Source organism: Actinoplanes campanulatus (assembly GCF_014647795.1).
Taxonomy (GTDB): Bacteria; Actinomycetota; Actinomycetes; order Mycobacteriales; family Micromonosporaceae; genus Actinoplanes; species Actinoplanes campanulatus.
On the sequence record NZ_BMPW01000006.1, the window covers coordinates 1 to 23427 of the forward strand.

The window sequence follows — 23427 nt, forward strand, 5'->3', positions numbered from 1 at the left end:
CGAGCAGATCCTCTTCAACGAGCTGCGCCCCGGCCAGATCGTCGTCGTGGACTGCGAGGGCGACCCGGCCAAGGTGGAGAAGTCCAAGCTGGTCTTCCGCGGCGCCGAGAAGGGCGTGACGGTGCCCGACGCGGTGCCGGCCGACCTCGGCACGGCGACCACCACCGAGGAGTAAGAGCCACAGACGGACGGCCCGGCTGCTTCAAGCGGCCGGGCCGTTCGCTTATTGAGGGGCGTCCCCGGCGAGCACGAAGTCCTCCCCGCCCAGCCGCTCGACCAGCCCGTCCTCGACCAGGCCGGCGAGCGCCCGGGCCCGCTGTACCTCGTCCTGCCAGACCATGTCGAGACGCTGCCGCGGCACCGGGCCGGTGGCGTGCCGAAGCACCTCCAGGAGCAGGCCGCGCACCTGGCGATCGGTCCCCGCGTACCGCTGCGGTTTGCGACTCGGGCCCTCCGGCAGCGGCTCGCCGCGCAGCCGCCACGCGCAGACGTCGTGGAACGGGCAGTCCACGCACTTCGGCGACCGGGCCGTGCAGACGATCGCGCCCAGCTCCATGAACGCGATGCTGGCCTGCGCGGCCCGCGCCTCGTCATCGGGGAGCAACTCCTCCATGGCGGTCAGGTCGGCGGCCGTCGTGGCGGGCCCGGCGTCCGGCTTGCCCTCGACCGCGCGGCAGACGACCCGCCGTACGTTGGTGTCGACCACCGGGTGCCGCTGGCCGTACGCGAACGTCGCCACCGCCCGCCCCGTGTAGGTCCCGACCCCCGGCAGCGCGAGCAGCTGATCGAGCGCGGACGGGACGGCGCCGCCGTGCCGCTCGACGATCGCCACGGCGCACGCGTGCAGCCGCATGGCCCGGCGCGGATAGCCGAGCCGCCCCCACATCCGGATCGCCTCCGACGGCGGGTCCTCGGCGAGCGCGGCCGGGGTGGGCCAGCGGGTCATCCAGGAGCGCCAGGCGGGTTCGACACGGACGACCGGCGTCTGTTGCAGCATCACCTCACTGACCAGGACTCCCCAGGGGGTGGTGTCCGGCTGCCGCCAGGGCAGATCACGGGCGTTTACGGCGTACCAGGCGATGGCTTCGTCGGCGAGAGTCATATCCCGTTTACTGTAGGCGGGTGTACGAACTCGCCATCACCGTCATCGGCCCGGACCGCACCGGCATCGTGGCGGACGTCTCCGAGGCTCTCGCGGAGGTCGGCGCCAACCTGACCGACTCGACGATGACCCGGCTGCGCGGCCATTTCGCGATGACCCTGATCTGCACCGGACCGACCGAGGCCGAGGCGGCGCGGGCCCTGGAGCGGGTCACCGGGGGCGGCCTGCTGGCCACCGTCCGCCGGGTGGAGCCGGAGGCCGACAGCGCGGCGGCCGGCGAGCCGTACCAGGTGAGTGTGCACGGCGCCGACCGGCTCGGCATCGTGGCCGCGGTGACCCGGGTGGTCGCGGCCGCCGGCGGCAACATCACCGACCTCACCACCCGGCTCACCGGGCCGCTCTATCTGCTGCTCGCCGAGGTGGACGTACCGGCCGGGGCGGGTGACGAACTGGCCGAGCGTCTCGCGGTGGCCGCCGCCGAGCTGGATGTGGACGTGACCCTGCGGCGGTCCGACACGGAGATCCTGTGAGATCGGTCGTCACCGCTCCGGCGAGCGTGCTCAGCACCCCCGGGGAGGTGGTCGACCCGACCGATCCGGAGGTCGTCCGGCTGGCGGAGGAGCTGGTCGAGGTGATGCGAGTGTCACCCGGTTGTGTCGGCCTGGCCGCACCGCAGATCGGCGTGAGCGCCCAGGTGTTCTGCGTGGACGTGACCGGGCATCCGAAGGCGGCCACCACCCACGGGACGTTCGTGCTCTGCAACGCGAGGATCGTCGAGGCGAGCCGGTGGCGTCCGGGCCGGGAGGGCTGCATGTCGGTGCCCGACCTGACCGGCGACGTGAAACGGGCCGGGCGGATCGTGGTCGAGGCGGTCCTGCCCGGCACCGGCGAGCCGTTCACGTTGACCACCGACGCGTTCGAGGCCAGGGCCGTACAACACGAGATCGATCACTGCGCCGGCAAGCTGTTCCTCGATCGGGTGGCCGGAGCGCACGCCGTCTACCAGCGCAAGGTCTATCTCTAACGAGCGTTGCGCGAGTTGGTGTCGCATAACCGGCGCGTCGTGCACATAGCGAAGGCTGTCCGGGTTTACCGTGAGCGGCATCATGCGTGCGACGGTTGGTCCCCTCCCACCCGCGGTCTACTGGCGGCGGCGTGTGGTCGTGCTGAGCGCGGTCCTGCTCGGCGTCATCGTGCTGTTCGTGTCCTGCTCGGGCGAGGACGATCCGGGCAAGAAGAAGACGTCCTCCCAGACGACGAGCTATCCGACCCCCGCCGCGGGGAAGGATGCGAGCGCGTTGCCGTCACCGTCGTTCGAGGAGACCGGTCCCGCTGTCGGCCCGGCCCTGCCCGACCCCAACGAGCTGCTGTCCCGGCAGCCCGACGACGGTGAGAAGCTGCCCCCGCCCGTGAACGGCGCCACCGCGACCGCCGCGCCCGGCTCCGGCTCCGGCGCCTGTGCCGACAGCGAGATGTCGGTGATCCCGGTCCCGGCGGACACCTCCCCGCAGCGCGGCACCCCGCTCAAGATCAAACTCAAGATCAAGAACATCGGTACGCGTACGTGCACCCGCGACCTCGGCGCCAGCGCACAGGAGCTCTACCTCGAACAGGGCGCCCAGAAGTACTGGTCCTCCGACCTGTGCACCACGTCGAAGGGCAACCAGGTCGAGACCCTGAACGCGGGGGCCGAGCGCGAGTACGAGGTCACCTGGAACGGCCGCTCCTCCACCCAGTGCGCCGACAACGTCGCGGCCGGCCCGATCCCCGAGACCGGCGCGTACGAGCTGCGCGGCCGCCTCGACACGCTCCGCAGCAACCCGGTCATCCTGACCATCGTCGCCTGACCTCGTTGGTAGCCGCTATCGAGCTGTACCTGGACGTCGACACGACGCGCCGGGTCCGCAACCTGTGGCGTGCCCTGGACGCCGAGGGCATCCCGTCCCTCGGCTCCCTGCACCAGAAGCACCGCCCGCACCTCTCCCTGGCCGCCGCCCACCGCATCGACCCGCACGCCGTAGCGGAGGCGCTGTCCGGCTTCCAGGTGGCCCGCCCACTCCCGCTGAGCATCGACTTCGTGGGCCAGTTCGTGGGCCGCGTCCTCTGGCTGGGCGTCACCGTGACCGAGGACCTGCTGTCCCACCACCGCGCCGTACACGACCGCCTCTCCGCGGCCGGAGTGGAGATCTGGGACCACTACCGCCCGGGCCGTTGGGTCCCGCACTGCACCATCTCGCTACGTGTCCCCAATCCGGTGATGGCCCCGGCCGTCCGCCGCTGCCTGGAATACCTCCCCCTCCAGGCGACCATCACCGGCGCCGCCGTAGCCGACCATGCCAACGACATCAGCCACCCCCTCTGAGCGCATCCCCTCGGACTGTCGATCTGCCTCAGCGCGGTTGAGACGGCACTGGCGACCAGCTGGAAAAGATCGACTATGCGCCTGGAAACGGACGCGCTCAGGTGGGGAAGGGGCGGCCACCGTGCCGTAGCGCCGGTCACGGTGGGCGCGGCGGGTCAGACGTAGCGTTCGAGGATGGAGGCCTCGGCCAACCGGGAGAGCCCCTCCCGCACCCCACGAGCCCGGGCATCGCCGACGCCCTCGACCGCCTGGAGATCCTCGACGGTGGCGCCGAGCAGACGCTGGAGGCTGCCGAAGTGGTCGACCAGCCGGTCGACGATCTGGGCGGGCAACCGCGGGACCTTGGCGAGCAGCCGGAACCCGCGCGGCGAGACGGCCACGTCGAGGGAGTCCGATGCGCCGGGGTAGCCGATCGCCTTGGCCACCGCCACCAGGTCGATCATCTCGGTGGCGCTCAGCAGGTCGAGTTCGACGAGCGCCTCGTCGAGGGTGCGGGCTTTGCGGCTGGTCGGCAGGTAGTCGCGGATGACCAGGGTGCGGTCGGCGTCGACGCCGGCCATCAGCTCGTCGAGCTGAAGGGCGAGGAGGCGGCCGTCGGTGCCCAGCTCGACCACGTAACCGGAGATCTCGTCGGCGATCCGGCGGACCATTTCGAGGCGCTGCACCACCGCCACGGCGTCACGCACCGTGACCAAGTCTTCGATCTCCAGGGCCGAGAGGGTGCCGGAGACCTCGTCGAGCCGGAGTTTGTACCTCTCCAGGGTGGCGAGGGCCTGGTTGGCGCGGGACAGGATGGCGGCCGAGTCGTCGAGGACGTGGCGCTGTCCGTTCACATACAGCCCGATGATGTGCATCGACTGGCTCACCGAGATCACCGGGAAGCCGGACTGCTTGGCGACCCGCTCGGCGGTGCGGTGCCGGGTGCCGGACTCCTCGGACGGGATCGACGGGTCGGGCATCAGGTGCACGGCGGCCCGGACGATGCGGGTGCCGTCGCTGGAGAGGACCACGGCGCCGTCCATCTTGCACAGCTCACGCAGCCGGGTGGCGGAGAACTCCACATCGAGCGAGAACCCGCCGGTGCAGATGGTCTCGACGACGGCGTCGTGTCCGAGGACGATGAGTGCCCCGGTGCGGCCGCGCAGGATGCGCTCGAGGCCGTCGCGCAGCGCCGTCCCGGGGGCCATCAGCGCGAGATTGGCCCGCAACGGATCACTTGCTCCGCCGGTCAGGCCGGCGCCCGCGGCCGGCGTCATCGCGCGATGCCCCACGCCGTTGACGCCGGGACGCGGCGTTGAACTGGCGGCGGGCTTGGAACCATCGCGGTCGAGCGGCACCCGGACATTCTACGGACTGTCATCCACGTCAACGAGGCGTGGCTCAATGAATGCTCCGTAGCGTGATGATTCATAACGCAGCGTTACTGTGCGGCCGCCGACGCTCGGGCCGCGCTCTGGAGTGCCGCCTGGAGGTTGCCGACCTCGACGATCTCCATGCCCTTGGGCGCGCCACCGGTGCCGTCCGGCCCGCAGCCGGGCGGGACGAGCGCCACCTTGAAGCCGAGCCGGGCCGCCTCGGAGAGCCGCCGGCCGACCGCGCCGACCCGGCGGATCTCGCCGGTCAGGCCGACCTCGCCGATCGCCACCAGGTGCGGGGCCATGGCCAGGTCGAGGCCACCGGAGGCGACCGCGAGGGCCATCGCCAGGTCGGCGGACGGCTCGGTCAGCCGGATGCCGCCCACAGTGGCCGCGAAGACCTCTCGGTTGTAGAGCTTGAGCTGCTTGGTGCGCCGCTCCAGCACGGCCAGCACCATGGCGAGCCGGGCGCTGTCGAGACCGGACACCGTGCGCCGGGGCGAGCCCTGCACCTCCGCCCCGATCAGGGCCTGCACCTCGGTGACCAGCGCCCGGCGCCCCTCCATGGCGACCGTCACGCAGGTGCCCGGCACCGGCTCCAGATAGCGGGTGAGGAACAGCCCGGACGGGTCGGGCAGGCTGGTGATGCCGCCCTCGTGCATCTCGAAGCAGCCCACCTCGTCGGCCGCGCCGAACCGGTTCTTCACCCCGCGGACCAGGCGCAGCGAGGAGTGCTTGTCGCCCTCGAAGTGGAGCACCACGTCGACCAGGTGCTCCAGCACCCGGGGGCCGGCGACCTGCCCGTCCTTGGTGACGTGACCGACCAGGACGGTGGCGATGCCGCGCTCCTTGGCGATCGCGACGAGCGCCGCGGTGACCGCCCGGACCTGGGTGACGCCGCCGGGCACGCCCTCGGTGCCGGGCGCCGAGACGGTCTGCACCGAGTCGAGCACGAGCAGGCCGGGCCGGACCGCGTCGAGGTGGCCGATGACCGTGCCCAGATCATTCTCCGAGGCGAGGTAGAGCTTCTCGTGCAGCGCGCCCAGCCGCTCGGCCCGCAGCCGCACCTGGCTGACCGACTCCTCACCGCTGACCACCAGCGACGGGGTGCCCGCGCCGGCCGCCCACTGCTGGGCGACGTCGAGCAGCAGGGTGGATTTCCCGACGCCGGGCTCACCGGCGAGCAGCACCACGGCGCCGGGCACCAGGCCGCCGCCGAGCACCCGGTCGAGCTCGCCGACGCCGGTGGCGACGGCGCGGGCCGGGGCGGCGCTGATCTGCGCGATGGGGCGGGCCGGCTCGGCCGGCATGCGGGAGCTGACCACCCGGCCCGAGACCGGGACGGTGACCGTGGACTCGATGACCGAGCCCCACTCACCGCACTCGGAGCAGCGGCCCACCCATTTCGGTGGCTGATGACCGCAGGCGTCGCAGACGTATGCCGTGCGGGGGGCCTTGGCGGAGGATCGGGAGGTCGTCACACCGACAAGCTAGCTCGCCGGTATGACAATCCCGGTCAGTGACTCTCGAGCTCCGGGGTGTCCTCGCCGACCACCGCCGGGCCGCGGGGCGCCGGGCTGAGCGGGGAGGCGACCGGCGCCTGGAGGACCAGCTTCTCCGAGCTGTTGCTGAACTCGAAGACCAGGTTGACCGAGGCGCCCGGGGTGAGCGCGCCCTGCAGGCCGATGACCTGGAGCGGAATCAGGTCGGTCGAGCGGAACGTCGCCGCCGACAGCGGGGCGATCTGGATCCGGGCCGGGCGGACCGTGGCGGCCAGCGCGGAGGCGCTCGGGGCGACCGACGGGCTGGCGGCGACCTCGCCCGGGGTGGTGACCGTGGCGGCGGCGCTCACGAAGCCGACCTGGTCCGCCCCGACGACCTGCGGGAGGTCCGGCGCGGCGCTGGTGATCGTGACGGTGACCGGCTCGGCGGTCTGGTTGAACAGGCTCAGGTCGAGCGGAGCGTTCTCGCCCTTCTCGTAGCCCTCGATGCCGTTGTACTCCACCTGCAGGTTGCGGATGAACACGCTGCCATCGGCGGTTTCCGTGTCGACGCCCGCGATGGGCGTGTCCAGGATGGCGGTCTCGGCGACCTGGCCGGCGGAGCAGCCACCCAGAGCCAGGGCGGCGACCGTGGCGGCACCCGCGACCAGAGCGGCGCGACGGGTTCCCAGGGGACGCATCACGATCCTCCAAATAGAGACACCAGGGTGTTCGATCAGCCTAATGGGCGGCGATCGGCGGTGTACGCCGACCCATCCATCACGTGGCCGGATCAGGTCAGCCGGCCACTGAACACCAGCAGCAGGACGTCGATCAGGGCGACCAGGATGACGGCCCGGAACAGCGCGACCGGCCGTCCGTCGGCGCGGCGCGCGGCGTACCAACCGAGGGGAAGGACCACGACGGCGGCCGCGCATGCCGCCAGGCCGGTCCACGACGGCGGCCCGGGCGGCCCGAGGACCAGGGTGAGCGTCGCGCCCAGCAGGAGCCCCGCGGCGGCCGACTGGGACCCGGCCGCGCCGATCCGGTGCGGCAGCCCGCGCACCCCGGTGGCCGCGTCGTCCGCCAGGTCCGGCAGCACGTTGGCGAAGTGCGCGCCGCCGCCGAGCAGCGCACCGGCCGCGACCAGCCAGACCGGCGGCGCCGGATGCCCGGGCCGGGCGAGCACCACGAAGGCCGGCAGCAGTCCGAAGGCGATCAGGTACGGCGCCACCGAGAACGCGGTGTTCTTCAGCGGCCAGTCGTAGAGCAGCGCGAACACCGTCGCCACCGAGATCGCCAGGAGAGCCGGAAGACCCAGATCAAAGGCCAGCAGGGGTACGGCCACAGCCGCCCCGATCCCGGCGGCGCCGACCGCCCGCGGCGACACCGCCCCGGCCGCCACCGGTTTGTCCCGCCGCCCGGCCCGCCGGTCGCGTTCCGCGTCCAGCCAATCGTTGACCCAGCCGACGGCGAGCTGGCTGGCCGCGACGGTGAGGGCGACGAGCACGAGCCGGGACCCGCGATGCCCGGCGCCGACGGCGAGCAGTGTGATGGCGAGGGTGACCGCGGCACCGGGTTCCGGATGGGCCGATCTGAGCAGTGCGAGCGCACGGGACATGGCTTGCAAGTGTGGCCTCCGCGCACGGACCGTGCCAGGCTCGATCACATGCTGTCGATGCAGCGCAATGATCCACGTCAGTACGACGACCTGGCCGGCGAGTGGTGGCGACCCGGCGGACCCTTCGAACTGCTGCACTGGCTGGCCGAGGCCCGGGCGGCACTGATCCCTCCGGCGGGAGCGCCCGGCCGGATCCTGGTGGACGCGGGCTGCGGCGGCGGCCTGCTCGCGCCGCACGTCCGCGGCAAGGGCTACCGGCACATCGGCGTCGACCTGCGCCGGACCGGGCTGGAGCGGGCCGTGCCGCGCGGGATGACCGCGGTGAACGGGGATGTGACCGCCCTGCCGCTGGCCGACCGCAGCGCCGACGTGGTGGTGGCCGGCGAGATCCTGGAGCACGTCACCGACCTGTCCGGCACGGTGGCCGAGTTGTGCCGGGTGCTGCGTCCCGGCGGTCTCGTGGTGCTGGACACGGTGAACGACACCCGCCTCAGCCGCTTCATCACGGTGACCCTGGGCGAGCGGCTCGGGATCGCCCCGGTGGGCCTGCACGATCCGGCGCTGTTCGTGCCACCCCGGCGCCTGGTGACCGAGTTCACACGGCACGGGGTGGAGCTGGAGATCCGGGGCGTCCGCCCGAGCCTGCCGGGACTGTTCCGCTGGCTGGTGCTGGGCCGGGCCGCGGGCGGGCGCATCGTCCCCAGCATTTCGGCGGCGATCCTCTATCAGGGCATCGGGAGACGACATGCTGGATGACGCACGACGGCTCGCCCCACGGTTCGCGGCCCGCGCGGCCGACAGCGACCGGGACGGGTCCTTCCCCGAACGGGACTTCGCCGAGCTGCGGGAGGCCGGCTTCTTCGGTCTGATGGTCCCGGCCCGGCTGGGCGGCGCGGGCGCGGGCTTCGCGGAGTACGCGGACATCGCCTACGAGCTGGCCCGCGGCAACGGCTCGACGGCCCTGGTCTTCAACATGCACGCCTCGGTGACCGGTGCGATCGCCGGCGTCACCGACGAACTGGCCGAGTTGCTGGGGCTGCCGGCGGAGGCGCTGGAGGCCCGGGACGGCTTTCTCAAGGCGGCCGCCGGCGGCGCCTGGTACGCCGTGGCGATGAGCGAACGCGGCGCCGGCTCCCGGCTGTCCGAGCTGTCCACCACCTACCGGCGGGTGGACGGCGGCTACCGGATCACCGGCGCCAAGACGTTCTGCTCGGGCGCCGGTCACGCGGACGCCTACCTGATCGCCGCCCGCAGCGCCGACGACCCCGCCCAGGTGTCGCAGTTCCTGGTCCCGGCGGGTGAGGGCCTCCGGGTCGAACCCACCTGGGACGCCCTCGGCATGCGCGCCACCGGTTCGCACGACCTGCACGTGGACGTGACGGTCCCGGCGCGGGCGCTGCTCGGCGGCGTGGAGGGGCTCGCCCTGGTGGCCGCCCAGCTGGCCCCGCACTGGATGGTGGCCAGTTACGCCGCGGTCTACGTGGGCGTGGCCCGGGCCGCGGTGGATGCCGCGGTCGAGCACGTCAACGCCCGCGGCCTGGGCCGGCTGCCCGCGGTCCGGGCCCGGATCGGCCGTGCCGACGCCGCGGTGTCGGCCGCGCACCTGGTGGTCCGGGAGGCGGCCCGCCGGGTCGACGAGGCGCCCGGCGAACCGGAGACGAACCGCTGGGTGTGGCGGGCCAAGCTGCTGGCCGGGACGACCGCGGCGGACGTGGCGGCGGCGATGCTGGAGGCGGCCGGCACCTCGGCGATGCGGCGCGGCCATCCGTTGGAGCGGCTCTACCGGGACGCCCGGGCGGGTTCGCTGCAACCGGCCACCAGCGACGTCTGTGCCGACTGGCTGGGCGTGGACGCGCTCGGCGGCGACCCGGACGCCGACGGCGTCGCCCCGCGCTGGTGACGGGCCGCGGGATGGACGAGCACGTGACGGGCCGCCGGATGGACGCGGTGATCAGCGGCATCGGGGTGGCGCTGCCGCCCGCGACCGCACAGGACGACATCTGGGACGGCTACTTCGCCCACCACTACACCGGCGCCCGGCACGGCCTGGCCCGGCGGATCTTCGCGAACGCCGGGGTCCGTACCCGGCAGGCCGTGGTGAGCCCGCTGCTGGAGGACGTCGCGAACTGGTCCACCGAGCGCCGGATGCGCCGCTATCAGGCCGAGGCGGTTCCGCTGGGCAAGGCCGCGGTGGACCGGGCGCTGGCCGACGCCGGGGTGGCGGCCGGTGATCTGGGGCTCTTCGCGGTCTGCTCGTGCACCGGCTACGCCACCCCCGGACTGGACATCCTGCTCGCCCGGGATCTGGGTATGTCACCCAACGTGCAAAGGCTCTTCGTGGGACACATGGGGTGTTACGCGGCGCTGCCGGGCCTCGGCACGGTGAGTGACTTCGTGGTGGCCCGCGGCCGTCCCGCGCTGCTCCTCTGTGCCGAGCTGACCAGCCTGCACCTGCAGCCGCCCGGCGCCCGCGCGGACATCCAGCAGATCGTCTCGCACGCTCTCTTCTCGGACGCCGCGGCCGCCGTGGTGGTCACCCCTCAGGATCAAAACCATCCGGGGTACGCCGTCCGCGAGCTCGCCGCGATCACCGACACCTCGACCGCCGACCACATGACATGGGAGGTCACCGATCTGGGGTTCCGGATGGGCCTGTCGCCGAAGGTGCCGGCGGTCCTCGCCGCGCACGTCCGCGGCTTGGTCGATCAGGTCCTGTCGACGCACGGCCGGAGCATCGCGGACGTGGACGGCTGGGCCGTGCACCCGGGCGGCCCGAAGATCCTCGACGTGGTCCAGGAGCGTCTGGGCCTGCCCGCCGCCGCGCTCGCCGAGTCCCGTGCCGTCCTCGCCGCCCACGGCAACTGCTCGTCACCGACCGTGCTCCTGGTCCTGAACGAGCTACGCCGTCGCCCGGTCCCGCCGCAGCGGATCGTGATGCTCGCCTTCGGTCCGGGGCTCACGCTCTACGTCACTCTTCTGGAGGGCTCTACTCTCGCAGCGTGAGCAGCGAACGGGGACGCGGCGTCGTGCTGCACGCGCTGGCGGCATTGATCTTGGTGATTGGACTGGTGTGGTGGTGGCGTGCCGCACCCGACGGCGCGGGTGACGGCCGGCTGGCGCACTGGCGGCTGACCGCCGAGCAGCTGCTGCCCGACATCGGCGAGCAGGAGGTGGCGAACACCCTGGTCCTGGAGCCGGGCACCGGCTACGACGAGATCGTCGAGGTGGAGCAGGGCGACTTCCTGGTGTCGGTGGTGTGCGCCGGGGACGACGGCGCCCGGGTGCGGGTCAGCCTCGGCGGCACCGACTCCGGCCGGGGCCTGCGCTGCTCCGGCGCCCGCACCCCGGACATCTTCAGCGTCGGTCTCACCCGGCAACTGCGCATGCACGTCACCATCGACGCATCCGGCCCGGTCGTCTTCCGTTATGCCCTTCAGCGCTCGTCCGGCTGACGGGAGCGCCGATTCATGCCGGTAGCGACCACCTCGTACCCCATCATGGGGTTTAGTCGTTAGAGGCGGGACAGGTCGGGCCGGAACGTCTCGACCGAGGCGGTCCGTGGATGAACCCGGACGATCTTGCCGAGCCGGTCGACGAGGACCACCGCGGCCGTCCCGTCCGGCGCCCCGAGCCCGAGTTGTCGCCGCAGCGTGTCGGTGGGGTCCTGCAACGCGGTGACCACCTTGCCGTCGGCCCGCGGGGTCCGCGCGGTCGGCAGCAGGTCCTGCCCGGCCGCGGGTGCGCTGGCGGACGCCCGCACCTTACTCACCGTGAGGATCGCGATGTCACTCCGAACCGCGGCGATCGTGTCCCGGACAAGTGCCGCGCAGTCGCAGCCGTCGGTGAGCATCAACACTGACGGAAGTCGCCCCCGAATCGAAACACTTTGCCCGTCGCTGTCGATGAGATCCAGCGCCGGCAGCTGGTCGGACCGGCTCTCGGTGGCGCCGGAGGTCCGCTGGGTGGCCGGCTGCCGGGGCGGCCCGGGCCATGCCGAGGCGAACAGGCTGGCGACCGTGACGAGGATGGCGAGGGCGATGATCAGGGCCGGGGTGTGGGTCAACAGACCGCTGAGGCGGCGCAGCCGGCGGACCGTGGGCCGGCCGGCGAGGCGCTGCCACCGGTTGAGCGGCGCGGCCGTGTGCAGCTCGGCGCGGACCGCCGCGACCTCGTCGGCGAGCTCGGAGAGGTCGTCCGGAATGACGATGACGCCCCACTCCTCGGGGAACTCCGGGAGACCGTCGGAGGGCCCGCCGCCGGGCGGCCTGTCGCCGTTGTCGCTCGCGCCAGCCATGACTCAACCTCCCCCCTGGCCGACCAGATCTTGCTTCGGTCGGGGAACTTCCGTCCAGCCTCCCGCACGTGGGGCCGCATCGCCAGTGGTGCGGCGATGCGGACCTTAGCGATAAGCTTGATCTCACAAAGCCATCAGGTCCGGAATTCCCGACTTGATTTACGCGGCCTCGTTGGCGGGGGTCGTAACAGTCTGGTCACTTTGCGTTACTTAGGCAGCTTCTCGCTTCGCTGTCAAGCGGTAGAAAGCCCCATCACAGGGCCTCTGAGCTGCACTAACAGTGACCGACAGGGCAAGACACGGCCGTCTGGGCGTGTTACCCTAGACACAGCGAAAGGGGTTTCGAACCTATGGTTTTCAGTGTCGGCGAGACCGTTGTTTACCCCCACCACGGGGCCGCACTCATCGAGGCAATCGAGACTAGGGTCATCAAGGGCGTTGAAAGGCAGTATCTCGTTCTGCGTGTCGCCCAGGGCGATCTGACTGTTCGGGTGCCCGCTGAGAATGCCGAAGAAGTCGGCGTGCGCGAAGTGGTTGGCGAGGAAGGCCTTGGAAAGGTCTTCGATGTCCTCCGTGCTCCGCACACCGAGGAGCCGACCAACTGGTCGCGGCGTTACAAGGCGAACCTCGAGAAGCTTGCTTCCGGTAACCCGCTGAAGGTTGCCGAGGTTGTTCGTGACCTCTGGCGCCGTGAGCGTGAGCGTGGCCTTTCCGCGGGTGAGAAGCGCATGCTCGCCAAGGCTCGCGACATTCTGGTCGGCGAGGTGGCCCTCGCTGAGAAGAGCAGCAAGGATGAGGCTGAGGTCCTGCTCGACAAGGTCCTCACCGAGGCCTGATCCGTCCAACGCATCCCTCACACCTTGACCGACGACCGCGACGTGACCGCGCAGCTCAATGCTCGCGGTGACGTCGCGGTCGTCGTTCCGGCCGCGGGCGCCGGTGTGCGCCTCGGCCCGGGTGCCCCCAAGGCCCTGCGCCTGCTCGAGGGGGAGCCCCTCCTGGTCCACGCGATCCGCCGGACGGCCGCCGCGCCGTCGGTCCGCATGATCGTCGTGGCCGCTCCGCCGGCCGAGGTCGAGGCCGTGCACGATCTGCTCGCTCCGGTGGCCCCGGTCATCGTGGTGGCGGGCGGCGCCGAGCGGCAGGACTCCGTCGCCGCCGCGCTCGCGGTCGTTCCCGATGACGTCGGCATCGTCCTGGTGCACGACGCGGCCCGCTGCCTTGCGCCCGCCGAGCTGTTCGAACGGGTCGCCGCCGCGGTGCGGGACGGGGCCGACGCCGTGATCCCCGCGCTTCCGGTGGTGGACACGATCAAGGAGGTCGCGGCCGACGGCACGGTCCTCGGGACGGTCGACCGGTCGGTGCTGCGGGCCGTGCAGACCCCCCAGGGCTTCCGCGCCGGCACGCTGCGTGCCGCCCATGCCGCGGCCGCCGACTCGCACACCGACGACGCCGGTGCGGTGGAGAAGCTCGGGCGGCCGGTGCTGTGCGTTCCCGGCTCGGACTTCGCTTTGAAGATCACCCGGCCCATCGACCTGGCCCTCGCCACCCACCTGCTTAAGCTCTCCGAGCCTGCTTAAGCTCTCGGAGTGATCATTCCGCGGGTCGGCATCGGTACCGACGTCCACGCCTTCGACCCCGAGCGGCCCTGCTGGGTGGCCGGGCTGCACTGGCCCGGCGAGACCGGGCTGGCCGGGCACTCCGACGCCGACGTGGCGGCCCACGCCGCCTGTGACGCGCTGCTGTCCGCGGCCGGGCTCGGTGACCTGGGCAGCAACTTCGGCACGAGCCGGCCGGAGTGGGCGGGCGCGGCCGGGATCACCCTGCTCGGCGAGACGGCCCGGCGGGTCCGGGCGGCCGGTTTCGAGATCGGGAACGTGTCGATCCAGGTGGTCGGGAACCATCCCAGGATCGGGAAGCGCCGGGCCGAGGCGGAGAAGGTGCTCTCCGAGGCGGCCGGAGCACCGGTCACGGTGGCCGGCACCACCACCGACGGGCTCGGGCTCACCGGGCGCGGCGAGGGCCTGGCCGGGATCGCCGTCGCGATGGTCTACCCCGGGTCACCCCGACTCGACTGATTCCCAGGTGGACGGCCTACGCTCGGCAGCGTGCCCGCCCCCTTGGAGCCCGACACCACCCCTGAGGAGCACCGCGAGCGTGCCCTCCTGCTGGCCGATCTCGGCCGCTACGACGAGGCCGCCGACGAGATCGCGGCCGGTCTGACCGCCGCGCCGCTGGAGGCCGGCCTCCTCGCCACCCTGGCCCGCATCCACCTGGCCGCCGATCAGCCCGCCGAGGCGCTGGCCGCCGCCGAGCGTGCCGCCGCCGCTGAGCCGGGGGACCTGGCCGTCCTCGTGGTCCGGTCGATGGCGCTCACCGACAGCCGGCGGTTCGCGGACGCCGCCGGAGTCGCCGCCGAGATCCTGACCGGGTGGCCGGACGACGCGTACGCGCAGCGCACCGGGGCCGCCCTGCTCAGCGAGTCACGCAACGGCCAGGAGGCGCTGAACGCCGCGTGGAACGGCGTCCGGATCGCACCCACCGACGCCGAGGCGCACCTGGTGCTGGCCGTGGTCGCCGCCCGGTTGCGGTTGTTCGACCTGGCGCAGCGGGCGTACGGGGAGGCGCTGGAACTGGACCCGGTGATCGGTGACGCGGGCCGGGACACCGGGATCGTCCGATTCGAGCGCCGCCGCTGGGCCCGCGCCATCGAGGACCTGGCGGAGGAGGCGTCGCTGGGCGTGCCGCCCGACGGGGACGTCCCGGCTCCCGGAGCGAGCCCGTCCCTGCCGGTCGTGGTGCCCGCCCACCCGGTTCTCGACGTGTCCGGGGAGACCGCGGACGCGGTGGGCGAGACGGCCCGGTACGGCTCCGGCGGGACCATCGTGGCGGCCGTGCTGGCGGCCGCCATGACCCTGATCAACGTCGGGATCTCCCGGGTCTGGGCGGGGCTAATCGGCGTACTGATCTTCGGTGCCGTGGTGTTCTGGTTCCGTGGCCGGTTGCCGGAGCCGGCCGGGGTGGTGATGCGCCGCCTGCGCTCCGGGGACCGGCGTCTCGCGGCGGCCGTCTACCTGACCTTCGCGGCGCCGCTGTTCCTGCTGGGGTACGCGGTCGTCGGCGGGCCGGCGCCACTGGTCGCCGGCATGGTGGCGGGCGCCGTCGCCGAGGTCCTGGTGCTGGCTGGCCGCCGCAGACGCTGAGGCTGTCCGTTTCGGGCGGCGTCTACTAGGTTCGAATTCGTGTCGACTATGGTGCCTCCGCTCTATGCCGGGCTGGTCGATGACGCGTGCCTGCTGCCCCCCAGCCCGGTCGGCCTGGACGACGCGGTGCTCAAGCACCAGGAGCACACCACTTCGTGGTACAGCGACCTGATCGGCTCGCTGCTGATGCCGGCCTCGCTCCTCGGGACCGAGCGGGTGCCCCGGCTCACCGCCGCGCTGATCGGCGACGTGCCGGCCGCGGCCCTGCCCAACACCGTGGAGAAGCTGCGCTCCTCCGGTGTCGTGGTGAGGCATCTCGAGGCGGCGGTGGCCCGCCGGGGCGAGGACCCGCAACCCGGCCTGGCCACCCTCCGCACCTTCGCGGCCGCCGGCACCGGGCTCCCGCTGTACGCCGAGATCCCGCTGAGCTGGGGCCTGCTGGCGGCGCTGGACTCGGTGGCCGAGGCCCGGGCCGACGGTGTGCCGATCGCCCCCAAGTTCCGGGTCGGCGGGCTGGCCGCGGAGCTGTTCCCGACCCCGGTCGAGCTGGCCGCGGTGATCTGCGCCTGCCGGGACCGGGAGCTGCCGTTCAAGCTGGCCGCCGGGATGCGCCACGCCACCCGGCACACCGATCCGGAGACCGGGTTCACCCACCACGGCTTCCTGAACGTGCTGGTCGCGACGGTGATCGCGGCCGGTGGCGGTGAGGTGGCCGAGGTGGCCGAGGCGCTGGCCGCGACCCACCCGGTGCCGCTGGTCGAGCCGGCCCGCACGCACCGGGACGGGCCGCGGCCGCTGTTCGTCGGATTCGGTGCGGCGAACGTGGTCGAACCGCTCACCGAACTGGTCCGGCTCGGCCTGATCAACGGCGGGTTCGAGTGACCTCGCCCTGACCTGTAATACTTTCGCCCGTGACCCGGGTGCTGCTGCGAATCCTGGCGGCCGTGCTTCTGCTGGTCGCGAGTGCGGCTATCGGGTGGCGGGTGCTGGCCCCGGCTGAGCAGGCCGCGAGCGCCATCACGCCGTACCCTCCCGAGCCGACGCCCGCCTTCGGTGTCACCGGGCGGCTCAATCAGGCGCCGCTGATCGTGGACCGGCGGCTGCGCGTCTACGCGGCGAAACACCAGGTCCGGGCGGACGGGCCGGTCACCGCGCGGACCATGTACACCGCCCGCTGGTCGTTCCGGCGCTGGCCGGCACAGGTGAGCGCGGTGGTCGCGAGCGGCGCCACGGTGGTCACCCGATGGTCCGACGGGTGGTTGATCGCGCTCGACGCCCGTACCGGAAAGGTGTCCTGGCGGGCGGACGGCCCGGAAGCGCCCGGCTATGCCGGACACCGCACCGGGGCCGCGACGGTCTGGACCCCGCCGGGTCTGCGTCTGGCCGGCGGCGCCGTCGTGGTCACGCAGGGGCAGGATCTTTCGGGGTACGCGCTGAGCACCGGCCAGCGACTGTGGAGCATCACGGTCCCGGCCGGATGCGCCGACGGGTTCACCACCGAGGGCGGCGCGTACGTGTGCGCGACCGGCGCCTACGACGCGGTGACCGGCCGTCCCGTGAGCGGCTGGCCGGCCGGGCCCTACGAGCCGGTCGGCTGCGTCTCGTTCGTCTGCCCGGCGTTCCGGGACGGCTCCGGGCACGGCTGGCTCGCCGACGGCGCCGTCCCGCGCCGAGTGGCGGCCCTGGACGCGCCCGGATCGACGTTCGCGGCCGGGGTGGTGGTCGCCACCACGGACGGCGGGATCAGCGTGGCGTCCGTGGACGGTACGCGGCTCTGGGAGCGCCCCGGGATGGTGCGGGTGCTCGGCGGCACCCCGGCGACGGTGCTGGTGCTCACACCGTCGAACACGCTCGAAGGGCTGGACGCGCGGACCGGGGTGCTGCGCTACACCTACCCGATGGCCTACGGGACCGACGACACCCACTGGAAGCCGGGGCTGTACCAGGTCTTCGACGGCTACCTGGCGATGGAGCGGCTGAGCCCCGAGGCCCCGGAGGACCCGGAGTCGCCGATCTACTACCTCACCCTCGACACCGTCCTGGTCACCGTCCTCCCGTACTGATCGGCGCCACCCGCAAAACGCCGCCGGTGACGAGGCAAGCGATTTGCCGACGCCCGCGGGGTTTGCGGGTGGCGGGAAATCGCCTGCCTCGTCACCGGTTACAAGGCGTTTTGCCCGCCGAGCGAAGCGAGGCCATCAAGCACAGCTAGGAACTTGTCGTTCTCCTCCGGGGTGCCGATGGTCACCCGGATGCCCTCGGGGTGGAAACCGCGAACGATCACGCCGCGGTTCTCGCAGGCGGCGGTGAAGGCGGCGGTCCGGTCGCCGAGCGGCAGCCAGACGAAGTTGGCCTGGCTGTCCGGCACGTCGAGGGAGAGTTTGCGCAGCGCCTCGGTCACCCGGGATCGCTCGGTGACCACCTCGGCGCACCGGCGGCGGACCTCCGCCTCCTGATCGAGGGCGGCGAGAGCGGCCGCCTGCGCGACCAGGCTGGTGGAGAACGGGGTGACCACCTTGCGGATGGTGGCGGCGATCTCCGGCTGGGCGACCAGGTAGCCCATCCGCAGACCGGCCAGGCCCCACGCCTTGCTCATGGTGCGCAGGACCACGACGTTGGGGCGGTCCCCGTACGCCTCCAGGCCGTCCGGGACGTCCGGGTCGGTGACGAACTCCCGGTAGGCCTCGTCGAGCACCACGAGCACGTCCGACGGCACCTCACCGAGGAACCGGTCCAGCTCCGCCCTGCGCAGGCTGGTGCCGGTCGGGTTGTTCGGGTTGCAGACGAAGACGAGGCGGGTCTGGTCGGTGATCGCCTCGGCGATCGCGGTCAGGTCGTGCCCGTGCGCCGCCGTGTTCGGCACCCGGACGCTGGTGGCGCCGCCGCCGGCCGCGATGATCGGGTACGCCTCGAAGGACCGCCACGAGTAGACGATCTCGTCGCCCGGCAGGCAGGTCGCCTTCACCAGGATCTCGGCCAGCGCCACCGACCCGCAGCCGGTGACCACCCGCTCCGGGGCGACGCCGAACCGCTCGCCGATCCGGTCGCGGAGCTGGACCACGCCCATGTCCGGGTACCGGTGGACGCTTCGGGCGGCGTCGGTGATCGCCTCCACGACCCCGGGCAGCGGACCGTACGGCACCTCGTTGCTGGCCAGCTTGATCGCCTCGGCGATGCCCAGCTCCCGGGCGAGGTCGGCGACGTTGCGGCCGGGCACGTAGTCGGGCAGCGCGTCCAGGTCGGCACGGGTGAGCCGGGTCATTGCGGTCCTCCGGGGTTGTCGTCGCGGGTGGCGGCGTCGATGGTCGGTGGTGCCCCGGCCGGCACGGCGACCACGACGGTGGCCGCGGCCTTGTCGTGCCACGCCTGGCGCAGCCGGGGGTCGAAGACGGGGGAGAGCGCAGCCACGAACTGGATGACCAGGCCGATGCCGCACCACCAGAAGAGGGTCCACATGCCGAGCCGGGCCCAGCGGGTGAAGGCCCGGCCGAACCCGATCGGGCCGGTCTTCTCCACCGGGACGACCTTGATCCCCAGCAGCCGCTTGCCCAGGGTCTGCCCGGTGCTGGCGATCGACGGCGCCTCGTAGAGCAGCCACAGCAGGGTGGCGATCATGACGATGGCCACCGACAGCGTCTGCATCCGCTCCGGGGGCTGCTGGGCCACCGGGGCCGCGACGCCGGACTCGATCTGGTCCATGTAGTCGTTGAGGATCGGCCGGAAGTCCTGCCAGTACATGTACACGAAGTAGCCGTTGACCAGGATGTTGAGCAGCAGCACCGCGGCGATGTCGACGAGCCGGGCGGTGAGGCGCCGGCCGAGCCCGGCCAGCACCATGCCGTGCGGCCGCACCTCGGGCAACGGGTAGAGGTAGGGGTGCATCGGCTGCGCGCCGGCCGTCTGCTGCCAACCGGGCGGCGGCTGCATGCCGGGCGGGGGCTGCCAGCCCGGTGGCGGCGGCGGTTGCGGGCCCCAGCCGGGCGGCGGACCCGGCTGCGGGCCGGGGGCCGGGGCGGGGGTCACGACGGTGGGCTCGGCCGGCGTGACCGGGGCGGGCGGCTCCGGCTCCTCCGTGGGCGGCGGGCCGTCCGGTGGCACCGCGTCCGCCGGGATGGCCTTGCCCACCCAGCCCTCACCGTCCCAGTAGCGCTGGGTGCTGGTGTCGGCGGGATCCTTGTACCAACCCGCGGGAACGGAACTCATGCGCAAACCTTTACCACGACAGCTTGACGATTCCCTGCGGGCTGACCGGTCGGCCCGGCGCGCGGGGTCTGCTCACAGTGTCACAGGTCATCATCGGCCGGTTATCAGTGCTGTCCCAGCCGCAGCCGGTTTCTCCGCTAACGGTGTCCCAGTCCGCGAGGCTGGGCAACCGGTGTGTTCATGGCTGATCAACGTGCGCAATCGGTGCGGTAGCTTCACGCCATGGGTGAGCAGACTGTCCAGCTGGATCCGCTAGACGCGCGGCTCATCTCGCTGCTCGCGGCCGAGCCGCGGATCGGTGTGCTGGAGCTCTCCCGGCGGCTCGCGGTGGCCCGCGGCACGGTCCAGGCGCGACTGGACAAGCTGATCGCGCGGGGCGCGATCAAGGGCTTCGGGCCCGAGGTGGCACCGGCCGCGATCGGCTTCGGGGTCACCAGCTTCGTGACCTTGGAGATCATTCAGCGGTACGGGCACGACGCCGTCGCCGAGCACCTGGCCGAGATCCCCGAGGTCCTGGAGGCGCACACGATCACCGGCGGCGGGGACATCCTGTGCCGGATCGTGGCCCGCTCCAACGCCGACCTGCAACGGGTGATCGACCAGATCGTCGGCTACGCGGGCATCGGCCGGGCCCACACGATCATCGCGCTCGCCGAGCTGATCCCGTACCGGACCGTGCCGCTGGTGCGGTCGGCGACAAATGCGCGGATAACCTGACGACACGGACTTTCCGTGCTGGCGGGTTCCCGGATCGAAGGTCATTACCCTGCCCGCATGGCCTCCGGAGGCGGTTCCTGGAAGGGATACACGCTGGTCGCCGCCACGGTCGTCGTCACCGTGCTGGCCGCGACCGGCGTGTGGAACCCGTTCCCGCAGCTCTGGTCGTGGATCAGCACGAGCGGGCCGATCGCGCCCGGGGCCCGCTGGCAGCAGCAGCTGGGCGGGTCGCCGCAGAGCATCGCGATCGCCGGGGACTCGGTGATCGTCGAGTACCGGACCTCGGTGGAGGCGTACGGCCTGACGGCCGCCGTCAAGCTCTGGTCCTCGGACGCCGACTGGGCCTCGATCGCAGGCAAGGGCGCCAACGCCGTCGTGGTGACCGGCCGCCTGCTGACCAAGGGCTACCAGGTCCTCGACCCGTCCACCGGCACGGTACGGCGCTCCGACAGCAGCGCCACGGCGGTCTGGACCTACCAGGACGCGATCGTCGATCTGAGCTGTTCCGGCGGCGACGACTGCCGGCTCACCGCCTGGGACCCGCGCTCCGGTGAACAGCTCTGGACGGTCGGCACCGGAAGCATCGGGTTCGTCCTGGACGCCGCCAACCCCGACCTGCCGGACACCCGGCGGCTCTCCTCCAACCGGGTGGACGACGACGTGGCCGGGCCGCCCGTCCTGCCCGGGCTGCTCGGGCTGCCGCACGACGGGCAGATCCGGGTGATCGACACGGCGAGCGGCCGGCTCGTGCAGACCGTGCGGCCCGGCCGGCAGCAGCGGGTCGCGGTGGTCGGCGGCCGGGTCCTGACGATCACCGGCACCGCCAAGGACGGCACCTGCTATTACGACGTGGTGGCCGGGAACCCGCCGGGCGGCCAGGTGGTGTGGCGGCGGGACGGGCTGAACCTGCGGACCGCCGACAACGGGTCGGCCTGCGACCAGGAGCGCGATCCGGCCGGCGGCTACAACGTGGTGCTGGGCGTCGACCCGTACGGGCGGGAGGTGCTGATCAACGGCTACGACGGGCGCACCCTGTGGTACGGCGACAAGGAGTCGACCGTGCTCACCCTCAACGACACCTACGCCGTCATCCGCAAGGGCGATCAGGTACGCGGGTACTCGTTCGCCAAGGACAAGGCGGTCTGGCGGCTGGACGGGCGGGGTGAGGTGGGTGCGGCGCTCACTCCGTACGCCGTGATCGTCGTCTCGAAGGACAGGGTGTCCGCGCTGACCCCGTCGAACGGGGCGGTTCGTGCCGATGTGCGTACCGATGCGAAGGTCTTCGCGGTCGGCCCGGACGGGATGATCGCGGCGTCCGGACGGGACATGGCCTACCTGCCGTTCTCCTGATGCGGCGAAGCTCCGGGGAGTGGTTCGCGCGGCACGGCCTCGCTGGCCTAGGCTTGCCGCTCATGAGCAGAGGCGCCGATTTCAGCTACTCGCCGCTCCTCCCGACCGGTGCGGACATGACCGAGTACCGCCTGGTCACCGACGAGGGCGTGGATGTCGTCGAGGGTCCGGGCGGCCGACGGTTCCTGACCGTCGATCCGGCGGCGCTCACCCAGCTCACCGCGGAGGCGATGCACGACATCGCGCACTACCTGCGGCCCGCCCACCTGGCCCAGCTGCGCTCGATCATCGACGACCCGAAGGCGTCGCCGAACGACCGGTTCGTCGCGCTGGACCTGCTGCGCAACGCGAACATCGCGGCCGGCGGGGTGCTGCCGATGTGCCAGGACACCGGCACCGCGATCGTGATGGGCAAGCGCGGCCGGCACGTGCTCACCGACGGCACCGACGAGGCGGCCATCGCCCTCGGCGTCTATCAGGCGTACACCCGGCTCAACCTGCGCTACTCGCAGCTCGCCCCGATCACCATGTGGGACGAGAAGAACACCGGGACCAACCTGCCGGCCCAGATCGAGCTGTACGCCGAGGACCCGGGTGGTCAGCCGGACGCGTACAAGTTCCTGTTCATGGCCAAGGGCGGCGGCTCGGCCAACAAGTCGTACCTGTACCAGGAGACGAAGGCGCTGCTGAACCCGCAGCGGATGATGCAGTTCCTGGACGAGAAGCTGCGCCTCATCGGGACGTCGGCGTGCCCGCCGTACCACCTGGCCGTGGTCGTCGGCGGCACCAGCGCCGAGCACGCGCTGAAGACCGCGAAGCTGGCCTCCGCGAAGTACCTGGACAACCTGCCCACCTCGGGCACCATGCTGGCGCACGGCTTCCGTGACCTGGAGCTGGAGGCCGCGGTCCTGGAACTGACCCGGGACTTCGGCATCGGCGCGCAGTTCGGCGGACGGTACTTCTGCCACGACGTCCGGGTGATCCGCCTGCCCCGGCACGGCGCGTCCTGCCCGGTCGCGATCGCGGTCTCCTGCTCGGCGGACCGCCAGGCGGTCGCCAAGATCACCCCGTCCGGCGTGTGGCTGGAGCGGCTGGAGACCGACCCGGCCCGCTACCTGCCCGACGTCGACCTGGACGAGTCGCCCGTCGTCAACATCGACCTGAACCGGCCGATGGCCGAGATCCGCGCGGAACTGAGCAAGTACCCGGTGAAGACCCGGCTGTCGCTGACCGGCCCGCTGGTGGTGGCCCGGGACATCGCGCACGCCAAGATCGCCGAGCGGCTCGACGCCGGCCAGCCGATGCCGGACTACATGCGCGACCACGCGGTCTACTACGCCGGCCCGGCCAAGACCCCGGAGGGGTACGCTTCCGGCTCCTTCGGGCCGACCACTGCCGGCCGGATGGACTCCTACGTCGAGAAGTTCCAGGCGGCCGGCGGGTCGATGGTGATGCTCGCCAAGGGCAACCGGTCCAAGCAGGTCACCGACGCCTGCCAGACCCACGGCGGGTTCTACCTCGGCTCGATCGGCGGCCCGGCGGCCCGCCTCGCCCAGGACTGCATCCGTCACGTCGAGGTGCTGGAGTTCCCGGAGCTCGGCATGGAAGCGGTCTGGAAGATCGAGGTCGAGGACTTCCCGGCCTTCATCGTGGTCGACGACAAGGGCAACGACTTCTTCGCCGAGGTGACGAAGCCAAAGCCGGTCCTGGACATCGGCCGGCGCTGACGGGCCGACCGG

At 72.2% G+C, this 23427-nt stretch carries 25 protein-coding genes; 17 read left to right on the forward strand and 8 right to left on the reverse strand.

Going from position 1 to position 23427, the window contains the following annotated elements; translation table 11 throughout:
* Positions 1-223 precede the first annotated feature (223 nt).
* The gene (locus IEZ13_RS12770; RefSeq protein ID WP_183222377.1) at positions 224-1102 is read right to left on the reverse strand and encodes an A/G-specific adenine glycosylase; all 879 of its coding nucleotides are present in this window, start codon (positions 1100-1102) and stop codon (positions 224-226) included.
* A 20-nt stretch (positions 1103-1122) separates the two neighbouring features.
* Between IEZ13_RS12770 and IEZ13_RS12775 the strand changes: the two genes are divergently transcribed.
* From IEZ13_RS12775 to IEZ13_RS12790, 4 genes are all read left to right on the forward strand, one after another.
* Positions 1123-1632, forward strand: a complete 510-nt coding sequence (locus IEZ13_RS12775) for a glycine cleavage system transcriptional repressor (protein ID WP_183222378.1) — start codon at positions 1123-1125, stop codon at positions 1630-1632.
* Positions 1629-2126, forward strand: coding sequence for a peptide deformylase (locus IEZ13_RS12780; RefSeq protein WP_183222379.1), 498 nt, complete (start codon positions 1629-1631; stop codon positions 2124-2126). Before IEZ13_RS12775 ends, IEZ13_RS12780 begins: the two co-directional genes overlap by 4 nt.
* 82 nt (positions 2127-2208) lie before the next feature.
* The gene (locus tag IEZ13_RS12785; RefSeq protein ID WP_183222380.1) at positions 2209-2949 is read left to right on the forward strand and encodes an adhesin; all 741 of its coding nucleotides are present in this window, start codon (positions 2209-2211) and stop codon (positions 2947-2949) included.
* A 5-nt stretch (positions 2950-2954) separates the two neighbouring features.
* Positions 2955-3464, forward strand: coding sequence for a 2'-5' RNA ligase family protein (locus tag IEZ13_RS12790; RefSeq protein WP_183222381.1), 510 nt, complete (start codon positions 2955-2957; stop codon positions 3462-3464).
* Positions 3465-3619: 155 nt separating this feature from the next.
* Here the strand turns inward: IEZ13_RS12790 and disA are convergent, their stop codons facing one another.
* The 4 genes from disA to IEZ13_RS12810 all read right to left on the reverse strand — a co-directional run bounded on the left by disA (position 3620) and on the right by IEZ13_RS12810 (position 7921).
* Positions 3620-4801 (reverse strand): DNA integrity scanning diadenylate cyclase DisA, encoded by a 1182-nt coding sequence (disA, locus tag IEZ13_RS12795; protein ID WP_183222382.1) that lies wholly within the window; start codon positions 4799-4801, stop codon positions 3620-3622.
* A gap of 83 nt (positions 4802-4884) precedes the next feature.
* Positions 4885-6300 (reverse strand): DNA repair protein RadA, encoded by a 1416-nt coding sequence (gene radA, locus IEZ13_RS12800; protein ID WP_183222383.1) that lies wholly within the window; start codon positions 6298-6300, stop codon positions 4885-4887.
* 35 nt (positions 6301-6335) lie between these two features.
* Positions 6336-7001 carry a hypothetical protein gene (locus IEZ13_RS12805; RefSeq protein ID WP_183222384.1) on the reverse strand — a complete coding sequence of 222 codons (666 nt, stop codon included), beginning with the start codon at positions 6999-7001 and terminating at the stop codon, positions 6336-6338.
* Positions 7002-7093: 92 nt separating this feature from the next.
* Positions 7094-7921 (reverse strand): UbiA family prenyltransferase, encoded by an 828-nt coding sequence (locus tag IEZ13_RS12810; protein WP_183222385.1) that lies wholly within the window; start codon positions 7919-7921, stop codon positions 7094-7096.
* 48 nt (positions 7922-7969) lie between these two features.
* On the opposite strand from IEZ13_RS12810, the gene IEZ13_RS12815 reads away from it, so the two are divergent.
* From IEZ13_RS12815 to IEZ13_RS12830, 4 genes are read left to right on the forward strand one after another with little or no spacing between them, the layout of a single operon-like run.
* On the forward strand, positions 7970-8677 hold the full coding sequence (locus IEZ13_RS12815; protein ID WP_183222386.1) for a methyltransferase domain-containing protein: 708 nt from the start codon (positions 7970-7972) through the stop codon (positions 8675-8677).
* Positions 8667-9821: an acyl-CoA dehydrogenase family protein gene (locus IEZ13_RS12820; RefSeq protein WP_183222387.1), complete on the forward strand. Its 1155-nt coding sequence runs from the start codon at positions 8667-8669 to the stop codon at positions 9819-9821. The genes IEZ13_RS12815 and IEZ13_RS12820 overlap by 11 nt, the downstream gene beginning before the upstream one ends.
* An 11-nt stretch (positions 9822-9832) precedes the next feature.
* Positions 9833-10924 (forward strand): type III polyketide synthase, encoded by a 1092-nt coding sequence (locus IEZ13_RS12825; protein ID WP_229794652.1) that lies wholly within the window; start codon positions 9833-9835, stop codon positions 10922-10924.
* Positions 10921-11373, forward strand: coding sequence for a DUF6023 family protein (locus IEZ13_RS12830; protein WP_183222388.1), 453 nt, complete (start codon positions 10921-10923; stop codon positions 11371-11373). Before IEZ13_RS12825 ends, IEZ13_RS12830 begins: the two co-directional genes overlap by 4 nt.
* A gap of 59 nt (positions 11374-11432) precedes the next feature.
* On the opposite strand, the gene IEZ13_RS12835 is transcribed toward IEZ13_RS12830, so the two are convergent.
* Complete coding sequence (locus IEZ13_RS12835; protein ID WP_183222389.1) at positions 11433-12215, reverse strand: hypothetical protein; 783 nt, start codon at positions 12213-12215, stop codon at positions 11433-11435.
* Positions 12216-12565: 350 nt separating this feature from the next.
* On the opposite strand from IEZ13_RS12835, the gene IEZ13_RS12840 reads away from it, so the two are divergent.
* The 6 genes from IEZ13_RS12840 to IEZ13_RS12865 are packed head-to-tail and all read left to right on the forward strand — an operon-like array spanning position 12566 to position 17481.
* Positions 12566-13051: a CarD family transcriptional regulator gene (locus tag IEZ13_RS12840; protein ID WP_183222390.1), complete on the forward strand. Its 486-nt coding sequence runs from the start codon at positions 12566-12568 to the stop codon at positions 13049-13051.
* A gap of 42 nt (positions 13052-13093) precedes the next feature.
* Complete coding sequence (gene ispD, locus IEZ13_RS12845) at positions 13094-13795, forward strand: 2-C-methyl-D-erythritol 4-phosphate cytidylyltransferase (RefSeq protein WP_183222743.1); 702 nt, start codon at positions 13094-13096, stop codon at positions 13793-13795.
* A gap of 9 nt (positions 13796-13804) precedes the next feature.
* Positions 13805-14293, forward strand: a complete 489-nt coding sequence (gene ispF / locus IEZ13_RS12850; RefSeq protein WP_183222391.1) for a 2-C-methyl-D-erythritol 2,4-cyclodiphosphate synthase — start codon at positions 13805-13807, stop codon at positions 14291-14293.
* A gap of 30 nt (positions 14294-14323) precedes the next feature.
* Complete coding sequence (locus IEZ13_RS12855; RefSeq protein ID WP_183222392.1) at positions 14324-15418, forward strand: tetratricopeptide repeat protein; 1095 nt, start codon at positions 14324-14326, stop codon at positions 15416-15418.
* A 39-nt stretch (positions 15419-15457) separates the two neighbouring features.
* Positions 15458-16300: a hypothetical protein gene (locus tag IEZ13_RS12860; RefSeq protein WP_183222393.1), complete on the forward strand. Its 843-nt coding sequence runs from the start codon at positions 15458-15460 to the stop codon at positions 16298-16300.
* Between the two features lie 29 nt (positions 16301-16329).
* Positions 16330-17481, forward strand: a complete 1152-nt coding sequence (locus tag IEZ13_RS12865) for an outer membrane protein assembly factor BamB family protein (RefSeq protein WP_183222394.1) — start codon at positions 16330-16332, stop codon at positions 17479-17481.
* Between the two features lie 98 nt (positions 17482-17579).
* On the opposite strand, the gene hisC is transcribed toward IEZ13_RS12865, so the two are convergent.
* Positions 17580-18680 (reverse strand): histidinol-phosphate transaminase, encoded by a 1101-nt coding sequence (hisC, locus tag IEZ13_RS12870; protein ID WP_183222395.1) that lies wholly within the window; start codon positions 18678-18680, stop codon positions 17580-17582.
* A complete protein-coding gene (locus IEZ13_RS12875) occupies positions 18677-19621 on the reverse strand; it encodes an RDD family protein (RefSeq protein WP_183222396.1) in 945 nt (314 codons plus the stop codon). Before IEZ13_RS12875 ends, hisC begins: the two co-directional genes overlap by 4 nt.
* A gap of 222 nt (positions 19622-19843) precedes the next feature.
* Here IEZ13_RS12875 and IEZ13_RS12880 point away from each other — a divergent pair, with 222 nt between their 5' ends.
* From IEZ13_RS12880 to IEZ13_RS12890, 3 genes are all read left to right on the forward strand, one after another.
* Positions 19844-20338 (forward strand): Lrp/AsnC family transcriptional regulator, encoded by a 495-nt coding sequence (locus tag IEZ13_RS12880; protein ID WP_183222397.1) that lies wholly within the window; start codon positions 19844-19846, stop codon positions 20336-20338.
* A gap of 57 nt (positions 20339-20395) precedes the next feature.
* Positions 20396-21688: a PQQ-binding-like beta-propeller repeat protein gene (locus tag IEZ13_RS12885; RefSeq protein WP_183222398.1), complete on the forward strand. Its 1293-nt coding sequence runs from the start codon at positions 20396-20398 to the stop codon at positions 21686-21688.
* 62 nt (positions 21689-21750) lie between these two features.
* Entirely contained in the window at positions 21751-23415 is a 1665-nt protein-coding gene (locus tag IEZ13_RS12890) for a fumarate hydratase (RefSeq protein WP_183222399.1), read from the forward strand.
* The last annotated feature ends 12 nt before the right edge of the window (positions 23416-23427 follow it).

Bases quoted from the DNA above. Each gene is read 5' to 3' on its own strand.
- IEZ13_RS12770 (WP_183222377.1), bottom strand. From the start codon at position 1,102: ATGACTCTCGCCGACGAAGCCATCGCCTGGTACGCCGTAAACGCCCGT.
- IEZ13_RS12785 (WP_183222380.1), top strand. From the start codon at position 2,209: ATGCGTGCGACGGTTGGTCCCCTCCCACCCGCGGTCTACTGGCGGCGG.
- IEZ13_RS12805 (WP_183222384.1), bottom strand. From the start codon at position 7,001: ATGCGTCCCCTGGGAACCCGTCGCGCCGCTCTGGTCGCGGGTGCCGCC.
- IEZ13_RS12810 (WP_183222385.1), bottom strand. From the start codon at position 7,921: ATGTCCCGTGCGCTCGCACTGCTCAGATCGGCCCATCCGGAACCCGGT.
- IEZ13_RS12815 (WP_183222386.1), top strand. From the start codon at position 7,970: ATGCTGTCGATGCAGCGCAATGATCCACGTCAGTACGACGACCTGGCC.
- IEZ13_RS12820 (WP_183222387.1), top strand. From the start codon at position 8,667: ATGCTGGATGACGCACGACGGCTCGCCCCACGGTTCGCGGCCCGCGCG.
- IEZ13_RS12825 (WP_229794652.1), top strand. From the start codon at position 9,833: ATGGACGAGCACGTGACGGGCCGCCGGATGGACGCGGTGATCAGCGGC.
- IEZ13_RS12835 (WP_183222389.1), bottom strand. From the start codon at position 12,215: ATGGCTGGCGCGAGCGACAACGGCGACAGGCCGCCCGGCGGCGGGCCC.
- IEZ13_RS12840 (WP_183222390.1), top strand. From the start codon at position 12,566: ATGGTTTTCAGTGTCGGCGAGACCGTTGTTTACCCCCACCACGGGGCC.
- hisC (WP_183222395.1), bottom strand. From the start codon at position 18,680: ATGACCCGGCTCACCCGTGCCGACCTGGACGCGCTGCCCGACTACGTG.
- IEZ13_RS12875 (WP_183222396.1), bottom strand. From the start codon at position 19,621: ATGAGTTCCGTTCCCGCGGGTTGGTACAAGGATCCCGCCGACACCAGC.
- IEZ13_RS12880 (WP_183222397.1), top strand. From the start codon at position 19,844: ATGGGTGAGCAGACTGTCCAGCTGGATCCGCTAGACGCGCGGCTCATC.
- IEZ13_RS12885 (WP_183222398.1), top strand. From the start codon at position 20,396: ATGGCCTCCGGAGGCGGTTCCTGGAAGGGATACACGCTGGTCGCCGCC.
- IEZ13_RS12890 (WP_183222399.1), top strand. From the start codon at position 21,751: ATGAGCAGAGGCGCCGATTTCAGCTACTCGCCGCTCCTCCCGACCGGT.